Origin of the sequence: Salegentibacter sp. Hel_I_6 (genome assembly GCF_000745315.1) — a bacterium.
Classification (GTDB): domain Bacteria; phylum Bacteroidota; class Bacteroidia; order Flavobacteriales; family Flavobacteriaceae; genus Salegentibacter.
Map to the genome: position 1 here is coordinate 3,298,581 of NZ_JQNQ01000001.1, position 13,657 is coordinate 3,312,237.

13 protein-coding genes are annotated in these 13,657 nt (G+C 33.1%); all 13 read right to left on the reverse strand.

Features of this window, described 5'->3' with window-relative positions; genetic code table 11:
* Window position 1 precedes the first annotated feature (1 nt).
* The 13 genes from FG27_RS14620 to FG27_RS14685 all read right to left on the reverse strand — a co-directional run bounded on the left by FG27_RS14620 (window position 2) and on the right by FG27_RS14685 (window position 13,613).
* On the reverse strand, window positions 2-2,653 hold the full coding sequence (locus FG27_RS14620; protein WP_037320388.1) for a DEAD/DEAH box helicase family protein: 2,652 nt from the start codon (window positions 2,651-2,653) through the stop codon (window positions 2-4).
* A complete protein-coding gene (locus FG27_RS14625) occupies window positions 2,650-3,318 on the reverse strand; it encodes a DUF4276 family protein (RefSeq protein ID WP_081912627.1) in 669 nt (222 codons plus the stop codon). The genes FG27_RS14620 and FG27_RS14625 overlap by 4 nt, the downstream gene beginning before the upstream one ends.
* A complete protein-coding gene (locus FG27_RS14630) occupies window positions 3,315-4,424 on the reverse strand; it encodes an AAA family ATPase (protein ID WP_037320390.1) in 1,110 nt (369 codons plus the stop codon). The genes FG27_RS14625 and FG27_RS14630 overlap by 4 nt, the downstream gene beginning before the upstream one ends.
* Window positions 4,425-4,427: 3 nt before the next feature.
* Window positions 4,428-6,425 carry a site-specific DNA-methyltransferase gene (locus FG27_RS14635; RefSeq protein ID WP_037320392.1) on the reverse strand — a complete coding sequence of 666 codons (1,998 nt, stop codon included), beginning with the start codon at window positions 6,423-6,425 and terminating at the stop codon, window positions 4,428-4,430.
* Between the two features lie 71 nt (window positions 6,426-6,496).
* A complete protein-coding gene (locus FG27_RS14640; RefSeq protein WP_037320394.1) occupies window positions 6,497-7,285 on the reverse strand; it encodes a nucleotidyl transferase AbiEii/AbiGii toxin family protein in 789 nt (262 codons plus the stop codon).
* A complete protein-coding gene (locus FG27_RS14645) occupies window positions 7,282-8,076 on the reverse strand; it encodes a type IV toxin-antitoxin system AbiEi family antitoxin (protein ID WP_037320396.1) in 795 nt (264 codons plus the stop codon). Before FG27_RS14645 ends, FG27_RS14640 begins: the two co-directional genes overlap by 4 nt.
* A gap of 103 nt (window positions 8,077-8,179) precedes the next feature.
* Entirely contained in the window at window positions 8,180-8,641 is a 462-nt protein-coding gene (locus FG27_RS14650) for a hypothetical protein (protein ID WP_156101242.1), read from the reverse strand.
* A 16-nt stretch (window positions 8,642-8,657) separates the two neighbouring features.
* The gene (locus tag FG27_RS14655) at window positions 8,658-9,059 is read right to left on the reverse strand and encodes a hypothetical protein (RefSeq protein ID WP_037320400.1); all 402 of its coding nucleotides are present in this window, start codon (window positions 9,057-9,059) and stop codon (window positions 8,658-8,660) included.
* A gap of 522 nt (window positions 9,060-9,581) precedes the next feature.
* Window positions 9,582-10,298 carry a hypothetical protein gene (locus FG27_RS14665; protein WP_037320404.1) on the reverse strand — a complete coding sequence of 239 codons (717 nt, stop codon included), beginning with the start codon at window positions 10,296-10,298 and terminating at the stop codon, window positions 9,582-9,584.
* A gap of 178 nt (window positions 10,299-10,476) precedes the next feature.
* Window positions 10,477-10,944, reverse strand: a complete 468-nt coding sequence (locus tag FG27_RS14670) for a DUF1905 domain-containing protein (RefSeq protein ID WP_037320406.1) — start codon at window positions 10,942-10,944, stop codon at window positions 10,477-10,479.
* A 216-nt stretch (window positions 10,945-11,160) separates the two neighbouring features.
* Window positions 11,161-11,637 (reverse strand): cupin domain-containing protein, encoded by a 477-nt coding sequence (locus tag FG27_RS14675; protein WP_037320409.1) that lies wholly within the window; start codon window positions 11,635-11,637, stop codon window positions 11,161-11,163.
* Between the two features lie 196 nt (window positions 11,638-11,833).
* Window positions 11,834-12,358 (reverse strand): GNAT family N-acetyltransferase, encoded by a 525-nt coding sequence (locus tag FG27_RS14680; RefSeq protein ID WP_037320411.1) that lies wholly within the window; start codon window positions 12,356-12,358, stop codon window positions 11,834-11,836.
* Window positions 12,359-12,527: 169 nt separating this feature from the next.
* Entirely contained in the window at window positions 12,528-13,613 is a 1,086-nt protein-coding gene (locus FG27_RS14685; protein ID WP_037320413.1) for an endonuclease NucS domain-containing protein, read from the reverse strand.
* Window positions 13,614-13,657: the final 44 nt, after the last annotated feature.

The window sequence follows — 13,657 nt, forward strand, 5'->3', positions numbered from 1 at the left end:
GTTAAATGAGTTGTCCTACTTTATTAACCACTCTATATTCTAAGGTTTCAAATTCGCTAAAGTGTGCTTTACCACATTTTATTTTTAATTGCTCATCTGCACTTAATTTATGAAGATCAACCTCAGGTGTACCTGTGTCTTTCGTTTCTGCAACAAAGTAAACTTTGCTAGCATCTTGAAAAACTACTGCCCAGTCTGGGTTATAATTTCCTATAGGTGTTGGAATTTTAAACCAATTCGGTAATTTAAAATAAAACTTAATCTGCTCGCTTGTTTCACAATCTTCAGCAAATTTGCTTTCTACTCCTGAATCTAACGGAATAAACTCTTCATAGATAGTTTTAGAAGGATCATTTACATTAAATGTAAAATCATTAAGATATACTTCTAACTCTTGTGCTTCAAATAAGGTCATTTCGTATTCAGAGCCGCCTATCTTTTCGTATTTGATTCCTTCTATCATTAGATCATATAGCGTTCGTTTTATGGCCTCTGAAGCTAAATCTAAAAATAATTGGGGGTTTACTAAAATATCCGGAATTCTGTTTGATTTACTTAGAATATCCTGTAACGTTGATCGGGTTAATTCAGTTTTGTTTTGGATATATCCCAAAACGTCCGGTATAGACCAGGAGTAACTATCGTAATTTTCTACTTTATCTCCGGCATAGCTGGTTTCTAGGCCTTCATCAGACATTGATAAACGTACCTTGGTAGAACGAATTGACGGTGCTTTAATTTCCGGAAGATCTTTGATAGCTTTGGCCGCTAAGGTTATAAGTTCTTCGGTCTTATAATCTACTCTATAAGTAGTTTTGCTTTTTAGATTTTCCCATATCTCTAAAAATTTGGGGTCTGCATCAAAACCTTTGCGATATTTTATAGGAGTTCGTTTACGTTTATTTTTTACTCGGTCTTTAAAAGTTACACCGCATTCATCTTCGATTTCTTTCTGAAGTGTTTTTGCAAAATCATCGTAACTTTCGTTCGCTATTACGGTTAAGCGATTAATATTCTGGTCGTAGGTTCTTTTTCCGTTTTGATCTACCGCCAAACGTAATCCGCGTCCTATTTCCTGGCGTTTTTTAATGTCAGATTTAGTTTCGTTTAGTGTACATATCTGGAAAACATTTGGGTTATCCCAACCTTCACGTAGTGCTGAATGCGAGAAGATAAACTGCAACGGATTATCTAGATTCAGAAGTTTTTCTTTATCCTTCATAATCAAGCTATAGGTATCATCATCCGCTTTGGTTTCACCTGAAGTATCTTTTAATTTCCCTTTTCTATCCTGAGAAAAATAACCGTTATGAACTTCTGAAACAGAGAATAGATCTAAATCTTTAAATGCTGGCTTGGTTATGTATTCCTGATAAATTTCTTCAAACCATTGGGCAAATTTCCCTAGTAATTGGTTACCGTTAGCATCGTATTTTCTATAGTTAGCCACTTTATTAATAAAGAATAGCGATAATACTTTAATTCCCAGTTTATTTAAACGCTTCTGCTTCTTTAGATGTTCTTCTACGGTTTTACGGATCTGAAATTTCATAACTTCATCTGTTAAACCGCCCTGGCTATCGCCTTTGTATAATATGCTACCGTTAGAAAACGAAATACATTCATTGGCCGCGTCTATTTCTTCTATTATATAGCCATCTGAATATATTTCACGTTCGTTAGAAAGGTTATACAGATCTTTATTTACAGCAACATTTACTTTCTTCTTTTTTACACCACCTTTATCATTTAAATTAATGATCAGTTTAGCGGTAACTTTAGTTTTTGTAGCCTTTATAGAATCTACTGAAACATAGGCATCATTAAACGCATTCTCTTCAATAATACTATCTACCTCTATTTGTTTTACCAGGCCTAAATCGTAGGCCTTCACCGGATTCAAATTATAGGTAAGATTATATTGATTTCTATGGGTGGCCGAGTAGCGTAAAGTACAGGCTGCATTTAAATTTTTTATTGCTGCAATACGTTTTTCAGTCTCCATATTTTGTGGTTCATCAATAATTACAAATGGATTTGTAGATTGAATAAACTCTATTGGCTTACGACCGTTGGCCTTATAATGTGGCTGATTAATGATATTTTGATCCTTAGCGAAAGAATCTATATTGATCACTAAGATTTCTATATTGTTATTGGTGGCATAACCACGTAAGGCTGAAACTTTACTACTATCGTAGACCTGAAAGTTTACCGGTACGTTATCATAAAGATTTTGAAAGTGCTCTTTAGTTATTTCGAGATTTTTTATAACGCCTTCACGAATGGCTACAGAAGGAACTACAATCACGAATTTTTTAAAATTATAAAGTGCATTTAGTTCGTAAATAGTCCTTAGATAAACATAGGTTTTCCCTGTACCTGTTTCCATTTCGACTGAAAAATTCATTCCGTCGAGTTTTTTAGAAACTTCTATATCATTAGCTTGCTGAATACTTTGTAAGTTGGTAAGGATTTGTTCTTCAGATAAAATAAGTTTGTTACCAACCCCATTTATAAGATTTAGAACATCTTTATCGCCTAAATCAAATTCCTGAACAGCATCTTCTAAAGGCTGCCCCTCGAAAACATCGGTTATCGATTTAATAGCATCTTGTTGAAATTGTAAATTAGGTTCAAAGGTTAATTTCATTCTTTTACTTTATCAATTAATTTTTCTACCCAATCACTAAATCTTGTACACCTGTTTAAAATAGGATCAATTGTATTTATTTCAGCTATTATACCTCCATAAAAAGGCTTGTTCTTATCAAAACCTGGAATTAGCTGCTCTAATCGTTTGGAAGGTGCTGTCAATTCTCCATCATTCAACTCTTCTGGATTTTCTTTTTCCGCAACCGCTAATAATAATCTATTGAGGTTTGCTTGTTTTAAATCTGGTAAAAACTCAAATCCATCTTTTGCTGCAAATAATAAACCCTCGAACTCGTGTAACTGGATATATGGTATAAACCGAGGACTGTTTACTGCTTCTGTTAAGGCTTGCTCTAAAAAACCTACTCTTTGAATTTTATTCAGCTTTTTTTGTGCATCCTCAAATTTAGGGAAATCACTTTTTAGTCTAAAAAAGTCAATAAAAGTAGTGACTAATACATCCCTCTCATTTAATAATAATTTATCAATGTTGTATTTTAGTCGATCATATTTAACATCTCCTCCTTTATTCCCCTTACTGGTGGACATTAATATTGGACGAACATCATAAATTTGATGTGCTGTAAAATAGGGCCTCAATATTCTATTTACAAACTCTTCTTCGGACTGTCCTTCGCAAATTATATAAATGGCTCTAATCATAATCTACCGCCTATTACATTTTTTTCCCATAGTTCACCAACTGTGTAATCCTCTAGCCAAACCTTAAGTGATTCTTCAGATTGTCTTTTAAATATGGTTTGTTTATCTTTTCTGTCGGCTACAATAATATCATTAGCAGAAAACTCATTGACTAAATTTACAGACTGCGTGGCAATGATAATTTGAGAATGAAAAGAAGCATTTTTTATCATTCCCGCTAATTTTGAAATTGCAAAAGGATGTAGTCCCAATTCAGGTTCGTCCAATAATATCGTACTTGGCAAATCGGGTTGCAATAATAAAGCTGACAACGCAATAAAACGTAAGGTACCATCAGATAAATGATGAGCATTGAAATATTCATCAGATCCTTTTTCTAACCAACTCAAGAAGATCATATCTGGATTTTTAGCATCGGGTACTAGATCAAATCTTTCAAAAAAAGGTGCGACTGAGCTAATAGTATATTCAATCATTTTGAAATGTTTAGGATGTGTATCCTTTATTCGGTATAAAAACGCGGCTAAATTACTTCCGTCTGCCTTCAAATATTTATAATCCAGGGTTTTATTTGGTTGCTTTAAAGGAGAATTTGAGCTTGTATCGTGAAAATGAAAAACATCAAAGCTGTCAAAGTACCTTCGCAGAAAATCAGCTCTATCCATTCCGTTTTCAGAAATGCCACTTTCTTCTTTTCCTTCACCCCCCAAATTTTCAAAACTCCAACTCTCATTAAAACCACTTGAAAAGAAGTTGAAACCACCTTGATCTTTTTCAAAATAAAAACCTACGTCTTGTTTCTTAGGAACCAACTTAAAATCATAGCGATTATTAGTGTTCTTACCCTTGGGGTTAAACACAATGCTTCCACCTATTGACTTTGATTTCTTCCTTCCAAAATATAACAGGCTGTTTTCATAACCATTATCTGCAACATAATTAACCAGTCGCTTCTTCGAAATACTATTTAGCATTTTAAAAAATGAGATAAAATTACTTTTACCCACCCCGTTTGCACCAATTAAAATATTAATTGGTTTTATCTCTATATCGCCTGAATCTCGTATAGATTTAAAATTTTCGATATGTATTCTATTAATTGGCATAATTTATATGGTTTTAAATTCAATACCCGCATCCTTCAATTGTAAAACCGTATTGGTTTTAAGCTGGTCGTTATCCTTAAAAAGTTTGTCCAGGGCAATCACTTTTTGCGGTTTTGAGGCGATAATTTTATTGATAATCTCCTGGTTTGCTTTTTCTAAAAGCAACGCCAATTCATCTTCGTTAATTGTGTAGTAATCTCCTTGATTAACTATTTTACTATTAAGATCTTTACCGCTTTTTAATAGTAGCTCATAAACCATATTTTCTATAGTAGCAGTTTCTGAAACCGGATCTACAAAAAGTTTAATTTGCTCTTCTAAAGCTTTGGCATCTTTATTTTGTATTTGCTGCCATTGTTTAAAATTACTATCGGAAAGTTTGAGAACTTTAAAACCTAAATCAATCTTGTAATTTCTACTGTCCTCCTGAAATTGGATTTCTAATTTTTTCCTTTCATTTTCTTGTTTTAATTCATTCCTTATTATATCTCCAACTCTACGTATACGTTCTTTAGAAATTTCGGAAATATTCTTAAACCCCGCTTTGTATGCATTACTTTTTGTATCAGTCTCTTCAGGTAATTGAACACATATATATTTTCGGTTTCCGCCATCTTCTTTATTTGATTTCATTACAGCATGAGCTGTAGTCGCAGAGCCTGAAAAAAAATCTAAGATTAAATCTTCTTCATTAGGCTCTGTTACATACGTTATCAATTTTGCTATATCATCAAAGTGTTTTGGATTATCAAAGATTCTTTGGTTATTAAAAATTTTATTGAATTCTGACGTTGCTGTTTGAGCATAACTAAAATGAACACTTCTCATTACCTCTTTATCCGTTTCAAATAAGTTTCTTCTTATTCTAGGCAATGTGGATTCATCTTTTCCAAATACAACTCTGCCTTTTTCTATTTCTTCGAGCATTCTTTTTTTCTTTGGAAAACGCCAACCACCATCAGGTATTTTGCAGGGCTTTTTGGTTTCTGGGTGCAAAATTTCATATTTAGGACCTCCACCTCCAGGCCAACTTATATTACCGTCATCTCTATAAGGACCTTTTTCATCAACTTTGTTGAAACGAGCTAGAGAAATCCTTTCGTCATCTTCATCCCAACTTTTATAAAAATCCTTAATTCCTTTTTCCACTAATTCCCAGTCATTCTTATGCCTTTTTTTTAGATTAATAAATTCCTCTTTAACATCGTCAATTCCCTCCTTAACTGTCCTGAATACAAGTTTTTGATCTTTTATTATTTGATAATCTTTGAAATAAACCAACATATACTCGTGTCCAACCGAAAAATATTTAGCATCATTTTTCCTATTTTTATCGTAAATTAAAGAAGCCACGAAATTCTCTTCTCCAAAAACTTCATTCATTATTAGCTTTAGGTTATGCACTTCATTATCATCAATAGAAACAAATATAATCCCATCTTGTTTTAAAAGATTTTTGGCAAGAAATAGACGAGGGTACATCATATTAAGCCAATTACTATGATATTGGCCATTTTCTTTGCTATTTTTTTTATACATCCCCTCTTTAGTCATATAACCTTCTTCATCTTTATCGCCCACACGCTTTTCATAATCGGCTTTAGTTTCAGAAAACTTATCGGGGTAAATAAAATGATCGTTTCCGGTGTTATATGGCGGATCTATATAGATCATTTTCACTTTACCAAAATAACTCTTTTGTAAAACCTTTAATACTTCCAGGTTCTCGCCTTCAATAAAGATATTCTCGGTTTCCTCGAAATTTACAGATTCGTCTTTTGCAGGAATTAATGTTTTAGTGGTAGGAGCTTGCAACACTTTAAACGCATCACTCTTTCCTGCCCAATTCAAAACATAGCGCTCATTACTAAAGTTTATGTCTTCACCTAGCGTAGCTTTTAATTTTTCCCAGTCTACTTTACCTTCAGCAAAAACTTCAGGGAAAATCTTTTTTAATTCTTGTAGTTTTATTTCTTGTGGAGTTTGGCTTGTACCGTCCATATTTCTCTAATTTTATAAAATCTTTTTTCAGGATTATTTAATTAAAACCCATATAAACTGATTCTTAATCTTTAAATATTTGATATTACTTCTTTCTTTAACCAGTCAAACGCCTGTTCCTGGTCATATTCAATTTCTGATCTTAGCAAAGCTTCCATATCACCTGTGAAATCGGGATCATTTTCTTTTTCTTCTATATTTAATAAAAACTCTTTGGCACTAGGTGATCGTCCAACCGAAAAATCCATATAGGTTTTAAAAGACCTTAAAATCATATCAATATCTATCTCCATATTGCGCCTGGAGTAGTCCAGGTCGAAGAGATCTCTCCCTTTACTGCGTTGATATAATGCTCTTAATTTTGTTCCCAATAATTCGTTGATGTTATAAGTGCGAATATTTGCTATCCCTTCAAACCAGTTGCTTTTAACTTCAAAAGGATATTCAACCCAGGGCAAAACATTAAAGTGTTCTTTACAGTTTATTTCTAGCTTTAATCTTAACCTAATATTCTCATATTCTGAATAAAAACGATATAGGGCTTTTGCGCCGTGTCCTTTAATTTGAGTACGCCTTTCTTCTTCAAAGAAAGTTACAACTTCACCTATACGTTTCATAATTGGTTTAATTGGCCCCGGTTTTATTTGCACCAGGTCAATATCTTCGGAATATCTTGGAGCGGGGCTTAAGTAAAGTTTATGTAGTGCAGTTCCGCCGCGAAAAGCGAGATTCTCACTCAAAAAATCATCGGAAAATAATTCCACTAAGGTTCTGCTTATCACTAAATCTTGCTCAACTTGCATAAATTCTTTCCAGGGGGCATTTATCTGCCACTTAGCTATATCTGGTCTTGGAATCATAAATCACTTTCCATTTTAATATTAACATCAACTTTCCAGCGGTTGTTGACCGCTCCTGCTTTTTGGTTTGATTTCGGGCTCAATAAAACAGGATAGAATTTTTGAAGCTTCAAATGATTATAAATTAGTTCAGCGGGTTCAGAACTGGAATTATATTCATTTAGTAAGAAACCAAAACGTTGCAGTACACTTTTTTGGGAATACCAGGATAGCAAATCTTTTACATCTGAAACTTCTATTTCTTCAACCAACTCTTCCAGAATGGAAAGGGTTCTGTTCAATCCACCGATTTTGGATTGATGGTGCAGTAAATCGACTGCTGTTAATGCCGGACTGGATAATTTAAACATTCCCGCATCTCCTTTACGATTTAAGATATTTTTTTCTGGCCAGTTGGAAACCGTGAAAAAGTCAAGCTTAATAGCTCCTTTTGAGACGGAGAGTAACGGAGATTTATCGTGAAGTATATACTCCTTTTGAATTTGTTGATGACTAGCACCATAATACCTTGCCGCAGAATACAAGCCTAAATAATAGTTTCTATTTAAAAAAGTAAATAGTTTATCAATGTATAACTCAATAGGTAATTTGCCGGAATGAGAATACCTGGGCGGAATAATTAGATAAAACTTATGCCGTAATGAAACCACATCACCATTTCCCACAGCATAATAGAGGTCGTTACGTATCAAGGATTCCGATTTACCGGAAGTGCTTTCAACTAATTCATCCCAGGTAAAAGCATATTCCTCGAAAGACAATCGCTCTTTTATAAATTCGCTTAAACTCAACTTTAGTAAAATTTCGAGAAATATAGTGATTTTTACCTTATTTCTCGAAATAATACTAATAAATATAATGAGATCTTTCTAACTTATATAATTTGGAAAATAATCATTCATCACTCGTATCTGAAAAATATTCCCATTGAAAGCTATCGGTAGCGGTACTTTCATCACCTATAGAAAGGTTCTTAGTATCAATGAGTTCACCATTTTTATAAAATTTAAAAGTAACATCAAGTGATATCCCTTCTTCTACATTATCAGGTGCTACATTGTAGGTAACCCAGATACCAGGTGAAGCTTGCTTAGTTGTATAAGATAAAGACCCCGGCAGTGCAGAATTTTCCGAATTCAGGTTGGCATCAACATCATTCTCGGAATTTGTATCTTTCCATCCATACGCAGAATAGAAAGTAATTTCCTGACTGAATTGATCACTATCACCAGTTTGTGAATATTCTACCGTAAAGATGCTACCTTCGGTTTCATTACCTGGTAGATCATCTGACGAGTCATTACTACATGATATACATAACAACAATAGTGGTAATAGATAAATAATTTTCTTCATAATTAATAGTTTTAGGTTAGAATTGGGTTACAGCATCCTTTTTTAGGAGGGTAGTGAGATAATGAACTTCAGTTAGGTCAAGGTTTGAACAAGACAATTTTTCAATAATAGCCTTAACATCAATGTCGGATTTTATATTTTCCGGAACAGGGTTTGGTTCATTTAGGATCATTTTTTGAAAGTTACCATTGAAAATAACTCGAACCTTTCGATTTTCGTCCAGTAAATGAATTCCGCATTTGAGGATTCCATCCTTCTGAAATTTATCCACCATTTTTGATAGACGTCTAGAGGCATATTTATCCAGGCCTTCTTCAATTAATTCTACAGCATATTCTACATCATCAGGATGACTGGCCAGGCTTTTTAATAATAAGATTTCTTCAAAGCTGTAATTTTTCAATCGGGAAGTTTTCATTGGCTTGATTTTAAAGATTAAGTCAGCCTTTGATCTTGAAGTTCGTGCATAAAAAAGCGTGGAACTGCAACTTGTCGGTACTAGAGGTATCGCCAGACACCCGCACACCAAACAAGAGCAGCCCACGCAGGAACGTGGGCGCCTTGCTTTGATATTGGTGTGCATAAAAACTGGCGATTTTCTAGTACCAAAATCAAAAGCTAAACGCTTAAGAATTTTATTTTATAAAAAATATATTTTTTATTCTATAGTTTATGTTTTTAAGATTTATAGAAATTTAGTTTTTATTCTTAATTATATAGAAAGCCCCTATATGTAAGGGTTCACCATCAAAGATAAGAATTGTTTTCTTATGCCTATCCAAAAAGGACTTAAATAACTTTTTAGGGAAAGCTACAGGTATAGGTTCTCCATTTGGCAGGAAGACACGGACTTGTCGGTTTAGACCAGGTTCGTTGGTCAAGTTAATTATTTTCTTAAGAACGGTGCCACCTATTGGCGATGAACTTGGTTGGGCAAAGTTTATCGTTTTACTTCTTTCTCTGCTTTTTTATTTAGCTGTTTGAATGAACCCTTAACCCATACTAATTTTGGTGTTTCTCTACCTTCTCCAGTCCATCTTATTCCAAAATGAGGTTTACTGAAAAATTGAACTCCAGGCTTAGTTTTATATTCCTGATTCCAAGCTTTTGTAACGTAAATTATCGTGTCATCTGTTTTATTTAATACTTTACCTTCTTTCCTAGTTCCATATTTTCCGTTTGGTTGAATATATTTTATCTCCGTCGGTAGAAAATCAAGGTAAATCATACACTGTAAAAATTTTTTCCAGGTATTTTCTTCAAAATCTTCACTAATAATCTTCTCATTAGATTTTAAATTAAAGGTAAAAATGTTCAAGTCTGCGAATTTCTCTTTACTTGAGACTATATAATTGAAAACCCGAAGTTTTTCTTCAAACTCCTGGAAAATGTAAAACTCATCTCTACTTACAATTAAAACTCCAGAGTTTGATTTTCTCTTTTTTAGGATGTTTAAATCAAATTCATCTTTTATACGGATTGTTTCCAAAGTTTCTTTGACAGAATTTGAAAAAACATATTTAGATTTTGAATCTATTTCTAATAAACTAATCAGTTCTTGATCTTCTCTGGGAGGAACATCATTTGGTAATCTTTCAAATATATCTCCCTTGTTTTTCCTAAAGTATTCTATGCAAGAATTTTGATCTAATTTCATTTGCGGATTGCTCAAATTTAATTTGCCACAACGGTTTCGGTTACCTCAAGTTGGCGGAGTAGGAACGCGGGCTTGTCGGCTTAACCAATTTCTTTCCTGGTCTCTAAAATTACATTTTTTCCGTAATACACCCGTTATTTGCGATGAACCGACTTACCTGCAGTATTAATTCCACTGTTTAATTATTCTGATTAAGTAACAGATTGATATGGTGGTTTATTTGTTCAATTTGTTTGGCCTCTGTAGTTTTTGAAGTGATATCATCTATAATTTCTTTTTGTTCATCTTTATTTAATGATTCGAACGAATCCTTTACGCCTGCATCTTCAAAACATTTGAGAATTTCCGAATTGTTATTGATTCTCTCGTGTGTATGCAGGTATAAGGTTACGGTAACTTTATCACCACCACTTTTACCGATTGCATTTCTGATTTCTTCGTTTATTGAAATCATTTTATCTTCTTCCTTTCTTGGTGCCAAATTCATTTCTTTCAACTCGTAATCATCAAGTAAACCAGAAACTTTTAGCGAACCCCAAGTTCCATCTATATGGGCTGTATTTGGTATGACAATATGGTATGTCCAAGCTCCATTCCCTTTTTTATAGACTAATTCAAGCTTTTTATTATCGACAATTTTTTTCATTCTATTATTTATCCTTTTTTTGATATTGCAGGTAACGGTCTCGTTTATCGCCAGTTGGCGGAGTAGGGGATGTGGATTTGTCGGAATGGTATTGGTTTGTTGGTCAAGTTAATTATTTTTTTTTTAACGGTGCGGCTAATTTTCGATGAACTTTGTTGTGCACTGGCATTGTGTTTCGATCATCTAGTATAGAATTTTTTACAATTTTTAATTGTGTCATTTAGTTTCTAGCATTTTAGGAACTTGATCGTAATATTCTTGAGTTAAGACTTCTGTCCATTCTGTTGGTTTTTCTCCACTATAGAATGCTAAATATGTAACATCACTATCTTTCGTAGATGAGTGCCAATGCTCAGTTTCTTTTTCACATCTAATTACATCTCCCTCTTTTAGAATTATAGGCTTTTTACCCTTTTCTTGATAATAGGCTTCACCATCTACTATTACTAAAACTTGAACAGAACCGTGTTTGTGCCAATCTAAAGTTGAGTTAGCTTTGAAGGTTGCTTTGGTAATGTTGTAACCTAATTCTTCATCCTCGTGAATTAGTGGATTTAACCAAGCTTCTCCAATGTAATGAGTATTGGGTGCCTTAGTTCCTTGTGTATTATAGGAAGACACATTATAGTTAGAACTTTGAGCTACAAGAAACAATGGAGCAAAAAGCAAAAAAGTAAAAATTGAATATTTCATAATCTTCTTTTTTAATTAATTTCTTTAATCATTCTTAGTAAATGCTTGCGTACAATGGTTACGGTTACCGCAAGTTGCGAGAGTAGGGATGTGGAATTGTCGGTTTATCCATTTTCTTTCCTGGTTTTTAAAATTACACTTTTTATGCGAAACCCGTTATTTGCGGTGAACCGACTTAGCTGCTGCCATTTAAGATTTATTCCCTTAAATATTTTTTCATTAAGATGTCGGTTTGCTTATCACCACCTAAATCAAAGATGTGTTTATCGAATTTTATAAATCCGTTTTTTTCATAAAATCGAATTGCTCTTGAATTTTCTTCCCAAACTCCTAACCAAACGTACTGAAGGTTTTTCTGTTTTGCGATATTAATTGCTTTATTGTAAAGTTCTTGACCAATCTTTTTTCCTAAATATTCTTTTATTACATAAATCCGTTCAATTTCTAAAGCATTTGGATCTTTTAATTCCGTTTGTGATTGATTAAAATTTACTTTAAGATATCCAACTATCTTTTTGTCAATTTTAGCGAAATAGATCTCTGAATTTTCATCAGATATTTCTTCACGTACTTTTTCTTTGGAGAAACTCTTATTTAAATATTCTTCCATAAAAGCTGGAGAGTTTTGAGCACCAAAAGTATCTTCAAATGTTTGTTTTCCTATTTTTTGTAGTTGGTTTATATCTTTAAGAGTAACTTTTGCTATTTCGATTTTTTCCATTTTTCTTCTTACTAAAATTTTTGTGATGGTTGCAGCTAACGTTCTCGTTTATAGTCGGTTGGGGAAGTAAGGGACGCTTATTGTCAACTTAATATTGGTTTGTGAAGTAATTATTTCTTTTTGAGCTAATATTTATTGGCGGTTAACCATCTTTGTTGCCTATAGTTTTCTATATCTGGTTTCGTAGATATTTAGCCTTTTTCTTGACTTTATTTGGGTAACGATTTGTATCAATTATATCTGTTAATAGATTATATACAAGATCATCATCTATATATCTAAATAATCCAGTATTCCAAGCTATCCTTTCGGGATTGTTAGCATTACTATAATATTTCCAATATTTTGGTCTATGGGTATTGAAAATCAATGCTGTGTTTTTATCACAATGAAAAAGTTCATAATTATTATTCCCGTCACTTACAGGCTCAAAATAATTCATTTGTCCAATTGCAAATATGAACCTTTCGTTTTCAGGTTCTCCTATTTCTCTTGATGTGAATAATGCAATCTTACCAACCTTAGCATCCAAACACTGAATTGGTTCATTATCGTGTTTTTCTCCGTGGTAATGACCTGCATAAAAAACGAGTTCTTTTTGAGCAATACAGTCGTGACAAGGTGCGAAATTTGTTGAGAGTTCATTAGAATTTGAGTATTCGATATCTTGACAATTTATATCAAAATCAGCTTGAATGCCACACCAAGTTCTATGTTTAAAGTTATATGAAGCAACATTAGGAGAACAAACTCCACTCCAGTTGGAATCTGTATAAGTTACTTTGAAGGCAATATTTCCATCTTTTTTGGATTTTGAAGAAAGAGGTTCCTTAATTACATTTTGTGGTAACTTAAGTTCTTTGGCAATACTAAAATTTTGTTCTCTAGTTTTATTTTCGATTTGTTTATATAACTTCTGAATTTCGCTTAGATCAAATTCTAAATATTCAATTCCATAATGGTCAAATGCGTTTTTGATACTTGTTGCAATAATAGGTGCAGCTAAAATTACACGACTATTTTTAATCAATCCTGCATATTGCAATGCTTGTCCAACATCTTCCCGTGAAATTGCATCCTTTTTAAGTTCAACAGCGACATTTTTTCCGTTTTTATCTTTAAAAAGTAAATCAACTCTTAGCCTATTGTCTAAGATATGTTGACGGGAAATAAATTCCAATCCCTCTTCGAGCAATGGTTCGTGAAAAATTTCAAAAACATCTTCAATTTGTCTTTCAGATAAATTAGGTATCATATAGGTCGGGTTTTTGTTAATTATCGCCAGTTGGCGAAGTAAGG